General features: G+C 72.5%; 18 protein-coding genes. 10 read left to right on the plus strand and 8 right to left on the minus strand.

Features of this window, described 5'->3' with window-relative positions:
* Nucleotides 1–14: 14 nt before the first annotated feature.
* Together secG and GA0070603_RS29425 are read left to right on the plus strand one after the other, a co-directional pair.
* Nucleotides 15–275 carry a preprotein translocase subunit SecG gene (gene secG, locus GA0070603_RS29420; RefSeq protein ID WP_091320761.1) on the plus strand — a complete coding sequence of 87 codons (261 nt, stop codon included), beginning with the start codon at nt 15–17 and terminating at the stop codon, nt 273–275.
* A gap of 129 nt (nt 276–404) precedes the next feature.
* The gene (locus GA0070603_RS29425) at nt 405–749 is read left to right on the plus strand and encodes an RNA polymerase-binding protein RbpA (RefSeq protein WP_091320763.1); all 345 of its coding nucleotides are present in this window, start codon (nt 405–407) and stop codon (nt 747–749) included.
* A 62-nt stretch (nt 750–811) separates the two neighbouring features.
* Here GA0070603_RS29425 and pgl read toward each other — a convergent pair whose 3' ends face one another.
* The 6 genes from pgl to tkt form a co-directional block, all read right to left on the minus strand.
* Entirely contained in the window at nt 812–1,582 is a 771-nt protein-coding gene (gene pgl / locus GA0070603_RS29430; protein WP_091320764.1) for a 6-phosphogluconolactonase, read from the minus strand.
* Between the two features lie 78 nt (nt 1,583–1,660).
* On the minus strand, nt 1,661–2,677 hold the full coding sequence (locus GA0070603_RS29435; protein ID WP_091320766.1) for a glucose-6-phosphate dehydrogenase assembly protein OpcA: 1,017 nt from the start codon (nt 2,675–2,677) through the stop codon (nt 1,661–1,663).
* A gap of 31 nt (nt 2,678–2,708) precedes the next feature.
* A complete protein-coding gene (zwf, locus tag GA0070603_RS29440) occupies nt 2,709–4,223 on the minus strand; it encodes a glucose-6-phosphate dehydrogenase (protein WP_091320768.1) in 1,515 nt (504 codons plus the stop codon).
* Between the two features lie 38 nt (nt 4,224–4,261).
* Complete coding sequence (locus tag GA0070603_RS29445; protein WP_091320770.1) at nt 4,262–5,902, minus strand: phosphoglucose isomerase-related protein; 1,641 nt, start codon at nt 5,900–5,902, stop codon at nt 4,262–4,264.
* A 93-nt stretch (nt 5,903–5,995) separates the two neighbouring features.
* Nucleotides 5,996–7,174: a transaldolase gene (gene tal, locus GA0070603_RS29450; protein ID WP_091322418.1), complete on the minus strand. Its 1,179-nt coding sequence runs from the start codon at nt 7,172–7,174 to the stop codon at nt 5,996–5,998.
* Nucleotides 7,175–7,190: 16 nt separating this feature from the next.
* Nucleotides 7,191–9,329: a transketolase gene (gene tkt, locus GA0070603_RS29455; protein WP_091320772.1), complete on the minus strand. Its 2,139-nt coding sequence runs from the start codon at nt 9,327–9,329 to the stop codon at nt 7,191–7,193.
* 265 nt (nt 9,330–9,594) lie between these two features.
* Here tkt and GA0070603_RS29460 point away from each other — a divergent pair, with 265 nt between their 5' ends.
* From GA0070603_RS29460 to GA0070603_RS29470, 3 genes are all read left to right on the plus strand, one after another.
* Nucleotides 9,595–10,554, plus strand: a complete 960-nt coding sequence (locus GA0070603_RS29460) for a heme o synthase (RefSeq protein ID WP_091320774.1) — start codon at nt 9,595–9,597, stop codon at nt 10,552–10,554.
* A gap of 251 nt (nt 10,555–10,805) precedes the next feature.
* Nucleotides 10,806–11,138 carry a hypothetical protein gene (locus GA0070603_RS29465; RefSeq protein ID WP_091320776.1) on the plus strand — a complete coding sequence of 111 codons (333 nt, stop codon included), beginning with the start codon at nt 10,806–10,808 and terminating at the stop codon, nt 11,136–11,138.
* A 6-nt stretch (nt 11,139–11,144) separates the two neighbouring features.
* The gene (locus tag GA0070603_RS29470) at nt 11,145–12,065 is read left to right on the plus strand and encodes an ATP-grasp domain-containing protein (RefSeq protein ID WP_091320777.1); all 921 of its coding nucleotides are present in this window, start codon (nt 11,145–11,147) and stop codon (nt 12,063–12,065) included.
* Nucleotides 12,066–12,105: 40 nt separating this feature from the next.
* Here GA0070603_RS29470 and GA0070603_RS29475 read toward each other — a convergent pair whose 3' ends face one another.
* Complete coding sequence (locus tag GA0070603_RS29475; protein WP_091320779.1) at nt 12,106–13,773, minus strand: right-handed parallel beta-helix repeat-containing protein; 1,668 nt, start codon at nt 13,771–13,773, stop codon at nt 12,106–12,108.
* A gap of 78 nt (nt 13,774–13,851) precedes the next feature.
* Nucleotides 13,852–14,823: a COX15/CtaA family protein gene (locus GA0070603_RS29480; protein WP_208862966.1), complete on the minus strand. Its 972-nt coding sequence runs from the start codon at nt 14,821–14,823 to the stop codon at nt 13,852–13,854.
* A gap of 98 nt (nt 14,824–14,921) precedes the next feature.
* Between GA0070603_RS29480 and GA0070603_RS29485 the strand changes: the two genes are divergently transcribed.
* From GA0070603_RS29485 to sufC, 5 genes are read left to right on the plus strand one after another with little or no spacing between them, the layout of a single operon-like run.
* Nucleotides 14,922–15,674 (plus strand): helix-turn-helix transcriptional regulator, encoded by a 753-nt coding sequence (locus GA0070603_RS29485; RefSeq protein ID WP_091320783.1) that lies wholly within the window; start codon nt 14,922–14,924, stop codon nt 15,672–15,674.
* Nucleotides 15,671–17,101 (plus strand): Fe-S cluster assembly protein SufB, encoded by a 1,431-nt coding sequence (gene sufB, locus GA0070603_RS29490; protein WP_091270091.1) that lies wholly within the window; start codon nt 15,671–15,673, stop codon nt 17,099–17,101. Before GA0070603_RS29485 ends, sufB begins: the two co-directional genes overlap by 4 nt.
* A 57-nt stretch (nt 17,102–17,158) precedes the next feature.
* Nucleotides 17,159–18,301 (plus strand): Fe-S cluster assembly protein SufD, encoded by a 1,143-nt coding sequence (gene sufD, locus GA0070603_RS29495; protein WP_091320786.1) that lies wholly within the window; start codon nt 17,159–17,161, stop codon nt 18,299–18,301.
* On the plus strand, nt 18,301–18,627 hold the full coding sequence (locus GA0070603_RS29500; protein ID WP_091320789.1) for a non-heme iron oxygenase ferredoxin subunit: 327 nt from the start codon (nt 18,301–18,303) through the stop codon (nt 18,625–18,627). The genes sufD and GA0070603_RS29500 overlap by 1 nt, the downstream gene beginning before the upstream one ends.
* A complete protein-coding gene (sufC, locus tag GA0070603_RS29505) occupies nt 18,627–19,400 on the plus strand; it encodes a Fe-S cluster assembly ATPase SufC (protein ID WP_091320791.1) in 774 nt (257 codons plus the stop codon). Before GA0070603_RS29500 ends, sufC begins: the two co-directional genes overlap by 1 nt.
* The last annotated feature ends 4 nt before the right edge of the window (nt 19,401–19,404 follow it).

Genomic DNA, 19,404 nt, shown 5'->3' on the forward strand with positions numbered 1-19,404 from the left:
GACTGACCCCCGCCATGCCGATCTGGTTCGCCTACACGATGATCGTGTTGCTGGTCATCACGAGCATCCTGCTCACCCTGCTGATCCTCCTGCACCGCGGTAAGGGTGGCGGGTTGTCGAGCATGTTCGGCGGCGGCGTCAGCTCCAGCCTGGCCGGCTCGTCGGTGGCCGAGAAGAACCTCGACCGCTACACGGTTCTGGTCGGGATCGTCTGGTTCGCGTGCATCGTCGGGATCGGGCTGTGGCTCCGGCTCCAGCTCGGCAGCGGCGCCTGAGCGAGCGCTCCGAGTCGTACAATCTGCGCGCGGTCCGTCACGGACCGCGCGCAGTTTTGTTTCTCCGCGCGTCGCCCGCCGCCCCACCCCGCAAGCGGCGGTCCCCTCCGACGACAGGAGCGAGCAGCCGTGTCCAGTGGCAACGTCATCCGCGGCACCCGGATCGGGTCCGCCCCCGAGCGTTTCGACCAGCACGTCGAGCCGGCGCCCCGCAGGCCGGTCACCTACTGGTGCGTCAACGCCCACCGCGTCCAGTTCCTCATCGCCGCCGAGGCGGAGGCCCCGGAGACCTGGGACTGCCCGCGCTGCGGCGAGCCGGCCGGCCCCGACCCGGGCAACCCGCCCGGCCGGACCCGGGCCGAGCCCTACAAGACCCACCTGGCGTACGTGCAGGAGCGGCGCACCCCGGAGCAGGGCGAGGCGCTGCTCGCCGAGGCCCTGGAGACGCTGCGCCGGCGGCGCGGGCGGGCCTGAACCCAGTTAGGAAGGGCCCCCTGCTATACGCCAGGCGTTAAGAAGGGGCCCTTCCTTACTGTTCAGCGCAGGCTGCGCAGGCGGGGCGGCACGTCGGCCGCCGCCGCCCGGTCCAGCAGCCAGAGGGTACGGGACACCCCGCGCACCCCGGCCGCCGGCAGCTGCACCGGCCCGGCCCCGGCGAGGGCCATCCCCACCGCCCGGGCCTTGTCCGCCCCGGCGGCCACCAGCCAGACCTCCTCGGCCGTGTTGATCGCCGGCAGGGTCAGCGTGGTCCGCACGGGCGGCGGCTTGGGGCTGCCGCGTACGGCGCTGACCGGGCGGTTGTCGTGGTGCACCGGGTGCTCGGGGAAGACCGAGGCCACGTGCCCGTCCTCGCCCACACCGAGCATCAGCACGTCGAAGTGGGGGAGCGCGGCCGTGCCCGGCCGGGCGGCCCGGGCCAGCTCCTGCGCGTAGCCGGCGGCGGCCGCCTCCGGGTCGTTGCCGGCCGGCCCGTCGGAGGCCGGCATCGGGTGGATGCGGGCCGGGTCCAGCGGGACGGCGTCCAGCAGCGCCGCCCGGGCCTGGGTCTCGTTGCGCTCCGGGTCACCGGCCGGCAGGAACCGCTCGTCGCCCCACCAGACGTCGACGCGGGACCAGTCGACGGCGTCGCGGGCCGGCAGCTGGGTCACGGCCCGGTGGACCGCCGCGGCGATCCGCCCGCCGGTCAGCACCACCGACGCCTGGCCCCGCTCGGCCTGCGCGTCGAGCAGCTTCACCACCAGCCGGGCCGCCACCGCCTGCGCCAGCAGGTCGGGGTCGGCGTGTACGGCGACACTCGCCTCACTCATCCATCGCGCCTTCGTGTTCCGACCGCCCCACGGCGGTCACCTGTGCTGTCCGACCGCCGAGCGGTCCGTGCGCTCCGCTCACTCGTTGGCGGTCGCGCCGGCGTGCGCGGTGACCCCGGCCTCGGCCCGCTGGGCGGTCGCCGGATCCTTCCACACGTGCACCCGCTGGGCCGGTCGCTGGTCCAGCCCGGTCAGCCCGGCGGTCGCGCCGAGCGTCTCGGCGTACACCTGGTCGGCGTCGAGGCGGCGCAGCTCCTCGGCCAGCTCGTCGCCGAGCGGCCGGCGGACCAGCGGCAGCGTCCGGTCCTCCTGCCCGGTACGCCGGAAGATGGCCACGCTGTCGTCCCGGGTCAGCGTCAGCCGGTCGCCGTTGGCGCAGCGCAGCTGCACCTCGCGCATCCGGGGGAACTCGTCGGTGTGCTCCCAGACCGGGTCGATGCCGAGCCGGGCGGCCAGCCAGCCGCGCATGAGCGCCGCCGTCGGGTCGGTCCGCGGCGCCACCACTGTCGCCTCGGTGACCCGCGCCTGGGTGGTGTCGAACGCCCCGGCGACCAGGGTGCGCCACGGGGTGATGCGGGTCCAGGCCAGGTCGGTGTCGCCCGGCGCGTAGTCCGCGGCCCGCTGGAGCAGCGCGGCGATCGGGTCGGCGGCCTGCGCCGAGTCGGTGATCCGCCGGTCGGCCACCACGCCGAGGAAGTCGGTGGCGATCTCCTCCGGCGGCTCGCCGTGCCACCACGTCACCACCGGCACGTCCGGCACCAGCAGCGGCATGACCACCGACTCGGCGTGCAGCGCGAGCCGGCCGTACATGCGGGTCACCACGGCCTCGCACGGGCCGAGCCGGCCGCCGACCACGATCTCCGCGTCCAGCCGGTTGCGGTCCCGCTCGACGTCGGAGCGGACCACCACGAGCAGCCGGCACGGGTGGGCGGCGGCCGCGATGGTCGCCGCCGCCTCGGCCTCCCGGACCCGCTTCTCGTCGACCACGACGATCAGCGTGAGCGCCATGCCGCTGGCCACCCCGCCCGCGCTGCGCCGCTCGGCGGCCAGCGCCTTGACCACCTCGTTCCCGGTGGTGTCCCACAAGCCGATCAACGGAACCTCCTGGTTCGCTCGCAGTGCTCGCTCACGCTCTCCGCCAGGACCGGCCCTCGCGGGCCAGCATCTCGTCGGCGGCCCGGGGGCCCCACTCGCCGGCCCGGTACGGCTCCGGCTTGGTGCCCGCCCAGGCGTGCTCCAGCGGGTCGACCACCTGCCAGCTCTGCTCGACCTCGGCGGCGTCCGGGAACAGCGTCCGGTCGCCGATCAGCACGTCGAGCACCAGCCGCTCGTACGCCTCGGGGCTGGATTCGGTGAACGCCTCGCCGTACTGGAAGTCCATCGCGATGTCGCGGACCTCCATGGTGGTGCCGGGCACCTTGGAGCCGAACTTCAGCACCACGCCCTCGTCGGGCTGGACCCGGATGACGAGCTGGTTGGGGCCGAGCGACTCCATGTCGGCCGGGTTGAACGGCAGGTGCGGCGCCTTCTTGAACACGATGGCCACCTCGGTGACCCGCCGGGGCAGCCGCTTGCCGGCCCGGATGTAGAACGGCACCCCGGCCCAGCGCCGGTTCTGGATGCCGAGCTTCACCGCCACGTACGTCTCGGTGGTGGACTCCGCCGGGACGCCCTCCTCGTCGAGGTAGCCGACGGCGCGCTCGCCACCCACCCAGCCGGGCAGGTACTGGCCGCGGACGGTGTCCCGGGCGACGTCGTGCGGCACCGTGATGGCCTTGAGCACCTTGAGCTTCTCGGTCCGGATCTCGTCGGCGTCGAAGCTCGTCGGCTCTTCCATCGCCACCAGGGCGAGCAGCTGGAGCAGGTGGTTCTGGAGCACGTCCCGGGCGGTGCCGACCGAGTCGTAGAAGGCGGCCCGGCTGCCGATGCCGACGTCCTCGGCCATGGTGATCTGCACCGAGTCGACGTACTTGGAGTTCCACAGCGGCTCGAACAGGTTGTTGGCGAACCGCAGGGCCAGGATGTTCTGGACCGTCTCCTTGCCCAGGTAGTGGTCGATCCGGAACACGTCCTGCCGGGTGAAGACGTCGTCGACCAGGTCGTTGAGCGACTTCGCCGAGGGCAGGTCGTTGCCGAACGGCTTCTCCACCACGACCCGGCGCCAGCCGCCGGACTTGGCGTTGTCGGCCATGCCGGTGCGGGCGAGCTGCTTGAGCACCACGGGGAAGGCCGCCGGGGGGATGGAGAAGTAGAAGGCGGCGTTGCCCGGGATGCCGTGGGTGTCGCGCAGCTCGTCGAGGGTGGCGGCGAGGTGGTCGAAGGCGGCGTCGTCGTCGAACGAGCCGCCGACGAACTTGATGTTGCCGGCGAGCCGGGCCCAGACCTCCTCCCGCCACGGGGTGCGGGCGTGCTTCTTGGCCGCGTCGTGCGCCAGCCCCTCGAAGTCGCCGTCGCCCCAGTCCCGCCGGGCGAAGCCCAGGACCACGAAACCGGGCGGCAGGAGCCCCCGGTTCGCCAGGTCGTAGACCGCCGGCAGGAGCTTCTTGCGGGCCAGGTCGCCGGTCACCCCGAAGATCACCAGAGCGCACGGCTCCGGGATCCGTGGCAGCCGGCGGTCCTGAGGATCGCGCAGCGGGTTCATGCCGCCTCCTCGCTCCGCCGATGTCACGTCATTCATCGTCACGTCAGTGTCCGTCCGGCCGCATCCAGTAGCTGGGCGACGCCCGCCGCCCGCTCGGTCAGGTGCAGGCGCAGCACCGGCCGCCCGCGATCGGCGAGGGCCCGCCGGTCGCCGGCCGCCTGGGCCGCCTGAAGGTCTCCGAAGGTGTACGGGCGGCCGGGCACCGGCAGGTCGTCGGTGACCGCGCCGGTCACCTGGAGGTGGCTGCCGGCCCGCGGGCCGCCCTTGTGGTACTGCCCGGTCGAGTGCAGGTAGCGCGGCCCCCACCCGAAGGTGACCGGCCGGGGGGTCGCCCGCGCCAGCAGCGGGCGCAGCCCGGCCACCGCCGCGTCGGCCCACCGGTCGAGGTACGCGGACACCGCCAGGTAGCCGTCGTCGCCCAGCCCGTCGAGCAGCCAGCGCAACGCGCCGGCCAGGTCGGCCGGGGCCCCGGCAGGGGCGTACACCTCGACGGCGCCGTCGGTGGCCGAGGGCGACTCCGCCGGCGGGCCGGCGGCGAGCAGCCGGGCGGTGTGCTCCTTGCTCCCGGCGACGTCCGGCTGGTCGAACGGGTCGACGTCCAGCACCGCGGCGGCGACGGCGGTGGCGTACTCCCAGGTCAGGAACTGCGCGCCGAGCGGGCCGTTGACCGCCACGTCCGCGGGACCGGGCGCGACGCCCGGGCCGAGGGCGCCGCCGTAGCCCACGGTCAGCACGCCCGGGCCGGTGGCGCCGGGGGCGTCCGGGGACTCCACCACCACCGGCAGGATGCCCCGGCCGGCCTTGCCGGTGGACTCGGCGAGCAGTTGCTCGACCCAGTCACCCAGCCCGTCGAGCCCGGTGCCGTCGGACACCAGCGCAACGGTGGCCCGGCCGCTCGTGGCCGCCGCGCCGAGCGCCGCCCCGAGGGCCAGGCCCGGGTTGTCCCGGTCCCGGCCGAGCGCGCCGGCGAGGGCCTCGGCGTCGTCCAGCAGGTCGGCGACGGGCACGCCGGCCAGGGCCGCGGGGGTCAGCCCGAACGCGGTGAGCGCCGAGTAGCGGCCGCCCACCTCCGGGTCGGACTGGATCACCACCACGCCCATCTCGTCGGCGACCGACTCCAGCGGGGAGCCGGGGTCGGTGACCACGACGAAGTGCCGGGCGGCCTCCGCCTCGGTCAACCCGGCGTCCAGGAAGGCCTGGAGGTACGCCCGCCGGACGCTGTCGGTCTCCACCGTGCCGCCGGACTTGCTGGCGACCACCACCACTGTGCGCTCCAGGCGGTCGGCCAGGGCCGCGCGGACCTGGCCGGGGTCGGTGGTGTCGAGCACGGTCAGCGGCCGGCCGAGGGTGCGGGCCAGCACCTCCGGGGCGAGCGAGGAGCCGCCCATGCCGGCCAGCACCACGTGGTCCAGGTCGGCCAGCTCCTCGGTCAGCTCGGCGAGCTGGGGGAGCAGCTCGCGGCTGCGCGTGTGGGTGTCCAGCCAGCCCAGCCGGGTGCGCGCCGTCGCCTCGGCGTCCGGCCCCCACAGGGTCGGGTCCTTGGCGGCGAGCCGGGCGGGGAGGTCCGCGGCGACCAGCGCGGCCCGCACGGACGCGGGTGCGGACCCGTCGACCGCGTCGGCGCCGTGCACGGCCAGCCCGGCGGCGATGTCCGCCCGGCCGGCCAGCAGGTCGCTCACCTCACCACCCCGTCCTCGTGGCGTTCCCGGTTCCGGGACGCTCGGCGTGGCGCGTCCCGGGGCGTCGCCCCGGGACGCGCCCGGCGCCGTCCGTCACGCGTTGCCCCCGGCCTGTTCGGCGGCCTTGGCGTTGCCCTTGGCGGCCCGGTTGGGCTGCCCGGTGCCCTTGCCCGCCTCGGCGAGGGACTTCTTGACGCCGTCGAGCAGCTCCAGCCAGCTCGCCTCGAACTTTTCCACGCCCTCCCGCTCCAGGGTGGCGATCACGTCGGCCATGTCCACGCCGACCGCCTCCAGGTCGGTGAAGACCTTGCGGGCGGCGTCGTACGAGCCGGTGATGGTGTCCTTGCGGGTCTCACCGTGGTCGGCGTAGGCGTGGATGACCGGTTCCGGCATGGTGTTGACCGTGCCGGGCGCGATCAGCTCCTCGACGTAGATGACGTCCCGGTAGTCCGGGTTCTTGGTCGAGGTGGAGGCCCACAGCGGGCGCTGCGGGTGGGCGCCGGCGTCGGCCAGCTTCTTCCACCGGTCGGAGCCGAAGACCTCGCTGTAGCGCTCGTACGCCAGCTGGGCGTTGGCGACGGCCGCCTTGCCGCGCAGCGCCTTGGCCTCGTCGGAGCCGATCTTCTCCAGCCGCTTGTCCACCTCGGTGTCGACCCGGGAGACGAAGAACGAGGCGACCGAGCCGATCTTCGACAGGTCGTGCCCGTTCGCCTTCGCCTGCTCCAGACCGGCCAGGAACGCCTCCATGACCTGCGAGTACCGGTCCAGCCCGAAGATCAGCGTGACGTTCACGCTGATCCCCTCGGCCAGGGTCGCGGTGATCGCCGGCAGGCCCGCCTCGGTGGCCGGGATCTTGATGAAGAGGTTCGGCCGGTCGACCAGCCACCACAGCGCCTTGGCCTCGGCGACGGTCCGCTCGGACTCGTGGGCCAGCCGGGGGTCGACCTCGATCGACACCCGGCCGTCCACCCCGGCGCTCTTGTCGTACGACGGGCGCATCACGTCGCAGGCCCACCGCACGTCGTACGTGGTGAGCATGCGGACCGCCTCTTCGAACTCGACGCCGCGGGTCGCGAGGTCGCGAAGCTGCCAGTTGTACTCGTCGGCGTCGCTCAGCGCCTTCGCGAAGATCGTCGGGTTGGTGGTCACCCCGGCCACGTGCTGCTCGCGGCGGAGCTTGTCCAGCCCGCCGGAGCTGAGTCGTACCCGGGAAAGATCGTCGAGCCAGATCGCCACACCTGCGGCCTGGAGCTCGCTCAGCCTGTCCGTCATGCCGTCCACGCTCCCCTCAGTTGCCGGTCGTGAAACCGGTGATGTCGCCCACCCGGGTCAGCGCCGCGTGCGCGGCGGCCACGATCCGGTCGGGGGTGAACCCGAACTGCTCGAAGAGCACGGAGTGCGGCGCGCTCGCCCCGTAGTGCTCAAGGCTCACGCTCTCGCCGCTGTCGCCGACGATCGCCCGCCAGGACATGCCGATGCCCGCCTCCACGCTCACCCGTGCCTTTACCCCGCGCGGCAGGACCGACTCCCGGTACGCCTCGTCCTGCGCGAAGAACCATTCCTGGCAGGGCATGGAGACGACCCGGGTGGGGGTGCCGTCGGCCTCCAGCCGCTCCCGGGCGGTGAGGCAGAGCTGCACCTCGGAGCCGGTGCCCACGATGATCACCTGGGGCTTGCCGCCGGACGCCTCGGCCAGCACGTAGCCGCCCTTCGCGGTGCCCTCGGCGCCGGCCAGTTCGGTGCGGTCGAGGGTCGGCAGCGCCTGCCGGCTGAGCGCCAGCGCGGTGGGCCGGTCGGTGTGCTCCAGGGCCTGCCGCCAGGCCCAGGCGGTCTCGTTGGCGTCGGCCGGGCGGACCACGTCCAGGCCGGGGATGGCACGCAGCGCGGTCAGGTGCTCCACCGGCTGGTGGGTCGGGCCGTCCTCGCCGAGGCCGATCGAGTCGTGCGTCCAGACGTAGACCACCGGGAGCTTCATCAGCGCGGCGAGCCGCACCGAGGGGCGCATGTAGTCGCTGAACACCAGGAACGTGCCGCCGTACGGGCGGGTGCCGCCGTGCAGGGCGATGCCGTTGAGGATCGCGCCCATGGCGTGCTCGCGGATGCCGAAGTGCAGGGTGCGGCCGTACTCGTCGCCCGGGAAGTCCTTGGTGGCGTGCTCGGCCGGGACGAAGGACGGCTCGCCCTTCATGGTGGTGTTGTTGCTCTCCGCGAGGTCGGCGGAGCCGCCCCACAGCTCGGGCAGCACCGGGGCGAGGGCCTCCAGGACCTTGCCGGAGGCCGCCCGGGTGGCCACGCCCTTGGCGTCGGCCGGGAAGGTCGGCAGCGCGTCGGTCCAGCCCGTCGGCAGGGTGCGGGTGGACATCCGGTCCCACAGCGCCTTGCGCTCCGGGTTGGCCTGCGCCCAGGCGTCGAACGTGGTGGTCCACGCGGCCTGCGCCTCGGCGCCCCGGTCCATGACCTGGCGGGCGTGCTTGAGCACCTCGTCGTCGACCTCGAAGGTGCGCTCCGGGTCGAAGCCGAGGACCTGCTTGGTGGCCTTCACCTCGTCGGCGCCGAGCGCCGAGCCGTGGATCTTGCCGGTGTTCTGCTTGTTGGGGGCGGGCCAGCCGATGATGGTGCGCAGCGCGATGAAGGAGGGGCGGTCGGTCTCCGCCTTCGCGGCCAGCAGCGCCTCGTAGAGGGCTTCGACATCCTCGTGGTAGTCACCCTGGTCGGCGTCGCCGCGGCGCCAGTCGACCGTCTGGACGTGCCAGCCGTACGCCTCGTAGCGGGCGGCCACGTCCTCGCTCTTGGCGATCCGGGTGTCGTCCTCGATCGAGATCTCGTTGTCGTCGTAGATCAGGCAGAGGTTGCCGAGCTGCTGGTGGGCGGCGAGCGCGCTCGCCTCGTGGCTGATGCCCTCCTCGATGTCGCCGTCGGAGGCGATGCACCAGACGTCGTGGCGGAACGGGGAGTCGGCCCGGTCCGGCTCCGGGTCGAACAGGCCGCGCTCGCGGCGCGCCGCCATCGCCATGCCGACCGCGTTGCCGATGCCCTGGCCGAGCGGGCCCGTGGTGGTCTCCACGCCCGGGGTGTGGCCGTGCTCCGGGTGGCCCGGGGTGAGCGAGCCCCACTGGCGCAGCGCCTTGAGGTCGTCCAGGGCCAGCGGGTAGCCGGAGAGGAAGAGCTGGATGTAGAGGGTCAGGCTGGAGTGCCCGGCGGACAGCACGAACCGGTCCCGGCCGGGCCAGTTCGGGTCGGCCGGGTTGTGCCGCATGACCCGGTTGAAGAGCAGGTACGCCGCCGGGGCGAGGCTCATGGCCGTGCCCGGGTGGCCGTTGCCGGATTTCTCCACGGCGTCCATGGCCAGCACGCGGACCGTGTCGACGGCCCTGCGGTCGAGGTCGGACCAGTTGAGAGCGGGAAGCTCGGGTCGGTTGGCAGCCACGATGGTTGTGCTCCTCGGCAGATGGGCGGAACCCTCACTGATGACCCTATCGAGCGGCCCTAAACGTCCGCCCGGGGATCTCTGCATGCTCTTCTGTACGTGTCCGACCGGATCGGTCGTTCACCTCCGGATGTGACGGCCCGCACCGTTGCCGGGTCTCCGGGGCAGCCAAAACGACGACGCGTAGTGTGTGGGGCGGTGTGTGGACCCCGAGGGGTCCGGGCCGACCCCGACCTCCCCTGCCGAAGCCGGAAGGTGGCAATCCGTGAGCATGATCACCGAGCGCCCCGTCAGCGACTCTGCCGGGCAGCCGCCGGTGCGCACGGTGACGGAGGTGTCGGCGACCGCCCGGCGGGACGTGCGGGCCGTGGTGGCCGCGTACGTGGCGCTCACCAAGCCCCGGATCGTCGAACTGCTGCTGGTCACCACCGTGCCGGCCATGATGCTGGCCGACGGCGGCCTGCCGTCGCTCTGGCTGGTGGCCGTGGTGCTGGTCGGCGGCTCGCTCGCCGCGGGCGCGGCCAGCGTGCTCAACTGCTACATCGACCGGGACATCGACCAGTTGATGCGGCGCACCAAGCGCCGGCCGCTGCCGGCGCACACCGTCTCGCCGCGCAGCGCGCTGGTCTTCGGCCTGGTCCTCGCCGTGATCTCGGTGGCGCTGATGGCGGTGACCACCAACTGGCTGGCGGCCGGGCTGACCCTCGCGGCGATCGCCTACTACGACCTGGTCTACACGCTCTGGCTGAAGCGCACCACGGCCGCCAACACCTTCTGGGGCGGCGCCTGCGGGGCCGCGCCGGTGCTGATCGGCTGGGCGGCGGTCACGGGCTCCCTGGCCCCGGCCGCGTGGGGCCTGTTCGCGGTCGTCTTCTTCTGGCAGATGCCGCACTTCTACGCGCTGGCCATCAAGTACAAGGCCGACTACGCCCGGGCCGGCATCCCGATGCTGCCGGTGGTGGCCTCGGTCCGCCGGGTCAACGCGGAGATCATCCTCTTCTCCTGGCTGACCCTGCTCTCGTCGCTGGCCGTGTGGCCGCTCGGGATGAGCCCGATCTACGGCGTCACCGCGCTGGTGGTCGGCGGCATCTTCGTCGTCGAGGCGCACAAGCTCTGCCGGCGGGCGGCGCGGGGTGAGGCGGTCAAGCCGATGCGGCTGTTCCACTGGTCCACCACCTACCTCACGATCCTCTTCGCGGCCGTCGCCCTCGACGCCCTGCTCTAGTGCGTGACCGGCACTGACCGGAGTGGATGCTTTCCCGCCTGTCCGGGATTTCATCAGAATTTTTTTCGGCCTGAGTCGGACCGGCTCAACCCGGACAGATTGTGACGATCTCCCCTGCCCGTTTTGGCCAGGCATAGGCGACATGTCCGGGCGAATTACCTGTGGTCTTCCTTAAACCTGTAGGTAATTGGCATCACATTCAGTTCATCGTTCTCGCACATCCGGGTGGATGTCTGCTTAGGCTTCGCGTCATGGCAGATGGTTCCGATACGACGCTCACGGCTGACAAGACCTCCGAGCAGGCCCCCAACGGCCTGGTCGCGGGCATCAAGTCGTTCGCCGCCGGACACGGCGGGGCGAAGGCGGTCATCGAGTACGTCGGCAAGCGCGGTGCACGCATCGTCCTCGTGGGTTCCGACGGGGCGTGGGCCGACCAGTTCGCCGACGGCACCGACGTCGCGCGGCAGGCCTGCGCCACCGCGGGGGTCACCGTCGAGAACGCCTGGGAGCGTGAGCTGATGGACCAGATGCGTCCGAGCAACGACCTCTGGCGGTCGATGGCCCGGCGCACGATGGCCCGTTGACATAAATTGACCAACCACCACCAGTCGACCCGGGGGGAACCCCGGGTCGCTCTCGTCACCTGCACGGCCCTGCCCGACCTCGACCCGGACGACCGGCTCGCGCTCGCCCCGCTCGCCGCCCGCGGCATCGCCGCCGAGGCGGTGGTCTGGGACGACCCGGCCGTCGACTGGGCCGGCTACGACCTGGTCGTGCTCCGCTCGCCCTGGGACTACGCGTTGCGCCGCGACGAGTTCGTCGCCTGGGCGCGCACCGTGCCGACCCTGGTCAACCCGGCCGACGTGGTCGCCTGGAACACCGACAAGCGCTACCTGGCCGAGCTGTCCGCGGCCGGCGTGCCCACGGTGCCGACCACCTGGGTCGAGCCGGGCGCGGACTGGCGCCCGCCCGCCGAGACCGGCGAGTACGTGATCAAGCCGGCGGTCAGCGTCGGCAGCCTGGACACCGGCCGGTACGACCTGGCCGACCCGGAGCACCGGGAACTGGCCGCGGCGCACGTCCGGCGGCTCTCCGCCGCCGGCCGGATCACCATGGTGCAGCCGTACCTCCGCGCGGTGGACACCGACGGAGAGACCGCGCTGCTCTTCCTGGCCGGGCCCGACGGCCTGGCGTTCAGCCACGCGATCTGCAAGGGGCCGATGCTGACCGGCCCGGACCAGGGCGTGGCCGAGCTCTACCGGGAGGAGCGGATCGACGCCCGCGCGGCCACCCCGGAGCAGCTCGACACGGCGGAGAAGACCCTGGCGGTCGTGCCCGGCGGCACCGACCGGCTGCTCTACGCCCGGGTGGACCTCATCCCCGGCCCGGACGGCGCGCCCGTCCTGGTCGAGCTGGAGCTGACCGAGCCGAGCCTGTTCGTCGGGTACGCCGACGGCGCCCCGGACCGGCTCGCCGAGGCGGTCGCCACCCACCTGGCCCGGCGGTCCTGACCCGCGCTCCGGCCCGCGTCCGAGCGGGCCGGGGCCGGCGTCACTCCCCATCGTGGTGGTTGCGGTCCCAGCGGCCGCCGATCGGCGGGGTGTCCAGCCGGACGGCGGTCTCGTTCCCGGCGAAGTCGTTGTCCTCCACCCGGCACGAGACGCAACTGCCCGCGCCGGTCACCCAGAACCCGTAGGTCTGGGTGTGCTCGTCCCGGTGCCAGATCCGGTTTCCCCGGACCGTGGCCGAGTCGAACGGGGCGTTGACCGCGATCCCGGCGCGCTCCGGCGGCCCGGCCGGCAGCTCGTACGGGGTGCCGGGCGCCGGGGTGGCCTCGTTCCAGCCGGTGGCGCCGTCGGGCCGCACCTCGGCCAGCGACAGCTCGGTGCCGGTGTTGTCGGCCACCACCGCGGTGCGCGAGTCGACGTGCACGACCTTGCCCCGGTGCCCGCCGGGCGGCCAGTCCGCCGACCCGTCGGTGACCCGGCGCGGGGCGTACCGCACGGTCGCGCCGGAACCGCGGCATCCCGGGGCGGACCGTCGCCCGTTGTCCCGGATCCGGTTGCCGACCACGGCGGCGTCGACCATGGGGCGGTCGATCCGGATACCGTCCAGCGCGTTCTCCCAGATGTCGTTGCCCTCGATCACCACGTCCGCCGCCGGGCCCCGGTGCCCGTGGCCCAGGTCGTGCTCGTGGTAGCCGTAGCCGCCGTTGCGGCTGATCCGGTTGCCCCGGACCGCGTACGGGCCGGGGGTGTTGCCCATGCTGATCCCGTCGCCCACGTTCCGGTCGATCATGCAGTCGGTCAGCAGGCCGCCCCGCCCGGCGATCCCGGCCGTGCCGTTGGCCGAGACGTCGAAGCCCGCCTCCAGGTTGTTCGTGAGCGTGCAGGCCGAGACGATCAGCCCGTCGGCACCCCAGTCGGAGATCCCGAACCGGTTGGCCTGGCTGTGGCACCCGACGATGCGGAAGCCGCGCGGCGGCGGCCAGTAGTCCTTCTGCAGTTCCAGGAAGATCCCGTTGGTGCCGTTGCCCAGGGTGGTGCAGTTGGCGATGGTGAGCCGCTCCACGTCGCCCCAGCCACCGATGCCGACGCCGATGCCCGCGCCGCCCATCTGCTCGCCGTTGTCCAGCCGGCCGCAGCCCACCACGACCACCCCGTCGATCAGGCTGTCCTGGAGGAAGTCGCAGCCCAGACCTGTCGCCCCGGTGTGGTGGATGTAGAGGTTGCGGAAGACGCCACGCACCACGTACTGGAGGCCGAGGCCCTTGGCGAGGTAGTTGTAGCTGGCCATGCCGACGCCGGAACCGTCGATCTCGAAGTCGGCGAAGGTGCAGTCGGCGATGTGCCGGTCCCGGTCCGCGCCGTGCTGCACGGTGGTCCAGTACGCCAGCGGGACGGGGTCATCCCGGTTGCCCTCGTTGCTGAGCAGGAACCGGGTCGCCGCCGAGCCCGCACCGATCAGCGACACGCCGCTGCGCCAGACGGTGCCGGCGTCCCGGATCGAGTAGATGCCGGGCGGGCAGTAGATCACCCGGGCCCGGCCGTCGGCGTCGTACCCCTCGCCCAGGCGGTCCACCAGGGCCGCCAGCGCGGGCTGGTCGTTGGTGACGCCGTCGCCGGTGAGCCCGAACTCGTGGGCGTCGCACCACAGCGGCGCGCCGGCCACCGGCGTGAGCCGCTGCGGGACGGTGGTGGCCAGGCCCTTGCGCGACACCGGCGGCTCCCCTCGGGCGGACGGTCCGTGGCCCGGACCGCTTTCCCGCTGCCGGCGAGGGGTAACGCCGGGTGGTCCTCAGGCGGCCGCGGTGACCGGCTGGTCGGCCGGTCTGGTGGCGGTCGCCGGGGCCGGCGGGGCGGCCGGACGCCGCTCCCGGGTGGCCCAGAGCACGCCCAGGGTGGCCAGCAGCACCAGGCAGGAGCCGAGCATGTGCGCCGCGACCAGCACGGCGGGCAGGTGGGTGAAGTACTGCACGAAGCCGATCAGGCCCTGACCCAGTTCGACCGCGACCAGCACCCCGGCGGCCCGGGCGGCCCGGGCGGTGCCCACCGCGCGGAACGCGAACAGCAGCGCCACCGAGAGGCCGATGAGCAGGAACACGCCGTCGGCGTGCACCTGGGAGATCGCCTCCGGGTCCAGGCCGTTGCGCGCCGCGCCCTGGTCGCCCGCGTGCGGCCCGCTGCCGGTCACCCAGGTGCCGACCACCAGCACGGCCGCGCTGACCACGGTGGTGAGCAGAGCGAGGGTACGCAGCGGCGCCGGCACGGTCGGCTGGACCGGCCCGTCCGGCTCGGCGGTGCGCCGCCAGAGCGCGTACGCGGCGGCGATCACCCCCATCGAGGCGAGGAAGTGGAGCCCGACCACCCAGGGGTTGAGGTTGGTGAGCACCGTGATGCCGCCGATCACGGCCTGGGCGGGGATGCCGAACAGCACGCCGATCGCCAGGGGCAGGAGCCCGCGCGGGCGGGTCCGCTGCGCCAGCACGGCGAGCACCACGGCCAGTGCGATGATCCCCACCGCGAAGGTGAGCAGCCGGTTGCCGAACTCGATCGCCCCGTTGATGCCCATCTCCGGCGTGGCGATGTACGACTCGTCGGTGCACCGGGGCCAGGTCGGGCAGCCGAGCCCGGATCGGGTGAGCCGGACACCCCCGCCGGTGACCACGATCGCCACGTTCGCGATGATCGAGGTGTACGCGAGGCGACGCAGCAGCGTGGGGGAGACCGGGAACCGGACGGAAGCCTTCACGGAGCGAATCCTACGCACCGTAGTTGGTCCCGATCGGGTGACTCCGCGACACCGGTGGTCGGGATCACCGGACCCCGGGTTTGCGGGCCTCCGGCGAATTACGTAACGTTGGCGTTGTGAAAAACGCGGCGGCGCTCTCCGGGCACCAGCCGGCAGCCGTCCCGGCTGTCGGTGCTTCCGCGTCCACCGATCTCTCCACCCGCGACCGGGTCACCCAGCTGCTGCTGGAGCGGGGCGCGACCACCGCGGCCCAGCTCGGCTCGGCGCTCGGGCTCAGCCCGGCCGCGATCCGCCGGCACCTCGACGCGATGCTCGCCGACGGCGACGTGGAGGCCCGCGAGCAGGTCGTCCGGGGCAGCCGGGGCCGGGGCCGACCGGCCAAGGTCTTCCTGCTCACCGAGGCGGCCCGCGTCCGCTGCGGCACCCACCACTACGACAACATCGCCACGGCCGCCCTGCGCTGGATCGCCCGCACCGGCGGCTCGCGTGCCGTCGAGGCGTTCGCCGCGGAGCAGGTGACCGCGCTGGAGGAGCGCTGCCGCGCCGCCATGGAGGACGCCGGCACCGACCCGCTCGCCCGGGCGGAGGCGCTCGCCGGGGCGCTGACCGCCGAGGGCTACGCTGCCAACGCGTCCACGATCGCCTCCGGCGGCCAGCTGTGCCAGCACCACTGCCCGGTGGCGCACGTGGCCGCCGAGTTCCCCCAGCTGTGCGAGGCCGAGACCGCGGTGATCTCCCGTCTGGTCGGCACCCACGTGCAGCGCCTGGCCACCATCGCGCACGGCGACGGGGTGTGCACCACGCACATTCCCACCCAGCCGCGTGCCCAGTCCGGTAACACCGTCACCACTGTGAGGACAGATAGATGACCGAGCAGATCGTCCAGCCCCTGACCCAGGAGGAGCAGCTCGCCGCCCTCGGTCGCTACGAGTACGGCTGGGCCGACCCCGACGTCGCGGGGGCGTCCGCCCAGCGCGGCCTCAACGAGGCGGTGGTGCGGGACATCTCGGCCAAGAAGAACGAGCCGGCCTGGATGCTCGACCTGCGCCTGAAGGGCCTGCGGCTGTTCGACCGCAAGCCGATGCCGGCCTGGGGTGCGGACCTCACCGGGATCGACTTCGACAACATCAAGTACTTCGTGCGGTCCACCGAGAAGCAGGCCACCAGCTGGGAGGACCTGCCCGAGGACATCAAGAACACCTACGACCGGCTGGGCATCCCCGAGGCGGAGAAGCAGCGGCTGGTCGCCGGCGTCGCGGCGCAGTACGAGTCCGAGGTCGTGTACCACAAGATCCGTGAGGACCTCGAGGAGCAGGGTGTCATCTTCCTGGACACCGACACCGCGCTGCGCGAGCACGAGGACATCTTCAAGGAGTACTTCGGCACGGTGATCCCGGTCGGCGACAACAAGTTCGCCGCGCTGAACACCTCCGTCTGGTCCGGTGGCTCGTTCATCTACGTGCCGAAGGGCGTGCACGTGGAGATCCCGCTGCAGGCCTACTTCCGGATCAACACGGAGAACATGGGCCAGTTCGAGCGCACGCTGATCATCGTCGACGAGGGCGCGTACGTGCACTACGTCGAGGGCTGCACCGCGCCCCTCTACTCCTCGGACTCGTTGCACAGCGCGGTCGTGGAGATCATCGTCAAGAAGAACGCCCGGTGCCGCTACACGACCATCCAGAACTGGTCGAACAACGTGTACAACCTGGTGACCAAGCGCGCCGTCTGCCACGAGGGCGCGACCATGGAGTGGGTCGACGGCAACATCGGCTCCAAGGTGACCATGAAGTACCCGGCGGTCTACATGACCGGCGAGCACGCCAAGGGCGAGGTGCTCTCGGTGGCCATGGCCGGCGAGGGGCAGCACCAGGACGCGGGCGCCAAGATGGTGCACGCCGCGCCGCACACCTCCTCGACCATCGTGTCGAAGTCGATCGCCCGGGGCGGCGGCCGCACCTCCTACCGGGGCCTGGTGCAGGTGCTGGAGGGCTCGCACAGCAGCCGCAGCACGGTGAAGTGCGACGCGCTGCTCGTCGACACCATCTCCCGCTCCGACACCTACCCCTACGTCGACATCCGCGAGGACGACGTGTCGATGGGGCACGAGGCGACCGTCTCCAAGATCAGCGACGACCAGCTCTTCTACCTGATGAGCCGGGGCCTGAGCGAGGACGAGGCCATGGCGATGATCGTGCGCGGCTTCATCGAGCCCATCGCCAAGGAGCTCCCGATGGAGTACGCCCTGGAGCTCAACCGCCTGATCGAGCTCCAGATGGAGGGCGCGGTCGGCTGACGCCGACCGCCCCCCGGTCCACCTGACACCGTCGTCGCAGAACAGACCAAGGAAGAGATGACTACCCAGGCTTCCGCGCCGCCCGCGACCAAGTCGCAGGCGCTCCGCTCGTACGACGTCGCCGACTTCCCGGCCCTCACGGGCCTGGAGGAGGAGTGGCGCTTCACCCCGCTCAAGCGCCTCCGTGGCCTCGTGGGTGGGGCGCAGGCCGCCACCGGCACGGTCCGCCACGAGCACGGCGACCTGCCCGAGGGCGTCACCGTCGGCCGGATCGGCAGGGACGACCCGCGGGTGGGCAGCGTGCTCACCCCGTTCGACCGGGTCAGCGCGCTGGCGTACGGCGGGGTCGACGAGGCGCTGCTGGTGCAGGTCGCCCGGGACGCCGTGGTCGAGACCCCGGTGAGCCTGCGGGTGGTCGGTCAGGGCGCGGACGCGCTCGCCCTCGGCCACACCTTCGTCGAGGTGGGCCGGTTCGCCGAGGTGACCCTGGTCCTGGAGCACGTCGGGTCCGCCACGCTTGCCGACAACGTCGAGGTGGCGGTCGCCGACGGCGCGAAGCTGACCCTGGTCACCGTCGCCGACTGGGCCGACGACGCCGTGCAGGCGCAGCACCTCAAGGTGAAGCTGGGCCGCGACGCCAAGGTGGTGCACGTCCAGGTGAGCCTCGGCGGCGACCTGGTCCGGCAGTACACCTCCGTGGAGTACACCCAGCGGGGCGGCGAGGCCGAGCTGTACGGCGTCTACTTCGCCGACTCCGGCCAGCACCTGGAGCACCGCCAGCTGGTCGACCACACCGTGCCGGACTGCCGCAGCTACGTCGGCTACCGGGGCGCCCTCCAGGGCGACAGCGCGCACACCGTCTGGGTGGGTGACGTGCTGATCCGGGCCGAGGCGACCGGCACCGACACGTACGAGATCAACCGGAACCTGCTGCTCACCGACGGCGCCCGGGCGGACTCGGTGCCGAACCTGGAGATCGAGACCGGCGAGATCGCCGGCGCCGGGCACGCGAGCGCGACCGGCCGCTTCGACGACGAGCAGCTCTTCTACCTGATGGCCCGGGGCATCCCGGAGGGCGAGGCCCGCCGCCTGGTGGTCCGCGGCTTCTTCGCCGAGCTGATCAACAAGATCCCGGTCGAGGAGCTGCGCGAGCGGCTCGGCGACGCGATCGAGGCCCGCCTCACCAAGGCCGGCGCCTGATGATCAAGATCTGCTCCACCGAGGACGTGCCGAAGGGCACCGCGATCAGCGCCGACGTCGACGGCACGCAGATCGCCGTCGTGCACGGCGAGGACGACAACTTCTACGCCGTGTACGACGAGTGCTCGCACGCCGCGGTGGCCCTCTCCGAGGGCGAGGTCGACGGCTGCACGCTGGAATGCTGGCTGCACGGATCCCGTTTCGACCTACGGACCGGCGAGCCCACCGGGCTGCCCGCGACCGAACCCGTTCCCGTCTACCCCGTCGAAGTCCGCGACGGCGACATCTACGTCAGCCTGACGCCGAGCAATGGAGTGACCCGATAATGAGCACCCTGGAGATCCGCGACCTGAAGGTGTCGGTCAAGCTGCCCGAGGGTGAGCTCAAGCCGATCCTGGCCGGTGTCGACCTGACCGTGAAGTCGGGCGAGACCCACGCGATCATGGGCCCGAACGGCTCCGGCAAGTCGACCCTGGCGTACTCGATCGCCGGTCACCCCAAGTACGAGATCACCGGCGGCTCGGTGACCCTCGACGGCGAGGACGTGCTGGCCATGTCCGTCGACGAGCGGGCCCGCGCCGGCCTCTTCCTCGCCATGCAGTACCCGGTCGAGGTCCCCGGCGTCTCGGTGGCCAACTTCCTGCGCACCGCCAAGACCGCCATCGACGGCGAGGCGCCGAAGCTGCGCACCTGGGCCGGCGAGCTGCGCGGCGCCATGGAGAAGCTCCAGATGGACCCGGCGTTCGCCCAGCGCAACGTCAACGAGGGCTTCTCCGGCGGTGAGAAGAAGCGGCACGAGATCGTGCAGCTGGAGCTGCTCAAGCCGAAGATGGCCATCCTCGACGAGACCGACTCCGGCCTCGACGTGGACGCGCTGCGCGTGGTCAGCGAGGGCGTCAACCGGGTGCGCGGGACCGGCGACACCGGCCTGCTGCTGATCACCCACTACACGCGGATCCTGCGCTACATCAAGCCCGACTTCGTGCACGTCTTCGTGGCCGGCCGGATCGTCGAGCAGGGCGGCCCGGAGCTGGCCGACAAGCTCGAGGAAGAGGGCTACGAGCGGTACGTCGCCGGGGCCGGTTCGGCGCGGGCCTGAGCGG

Origin of the sequence: Micromonospora chersina (assembly GCF_900091475.1) — a bacterium.
Lineage (GTDB): Bacteria > Actinomycetota > Actinomycetes > Mycobacteriales > Micromonosporaceae > Micromonospora > Micromonospora chersina.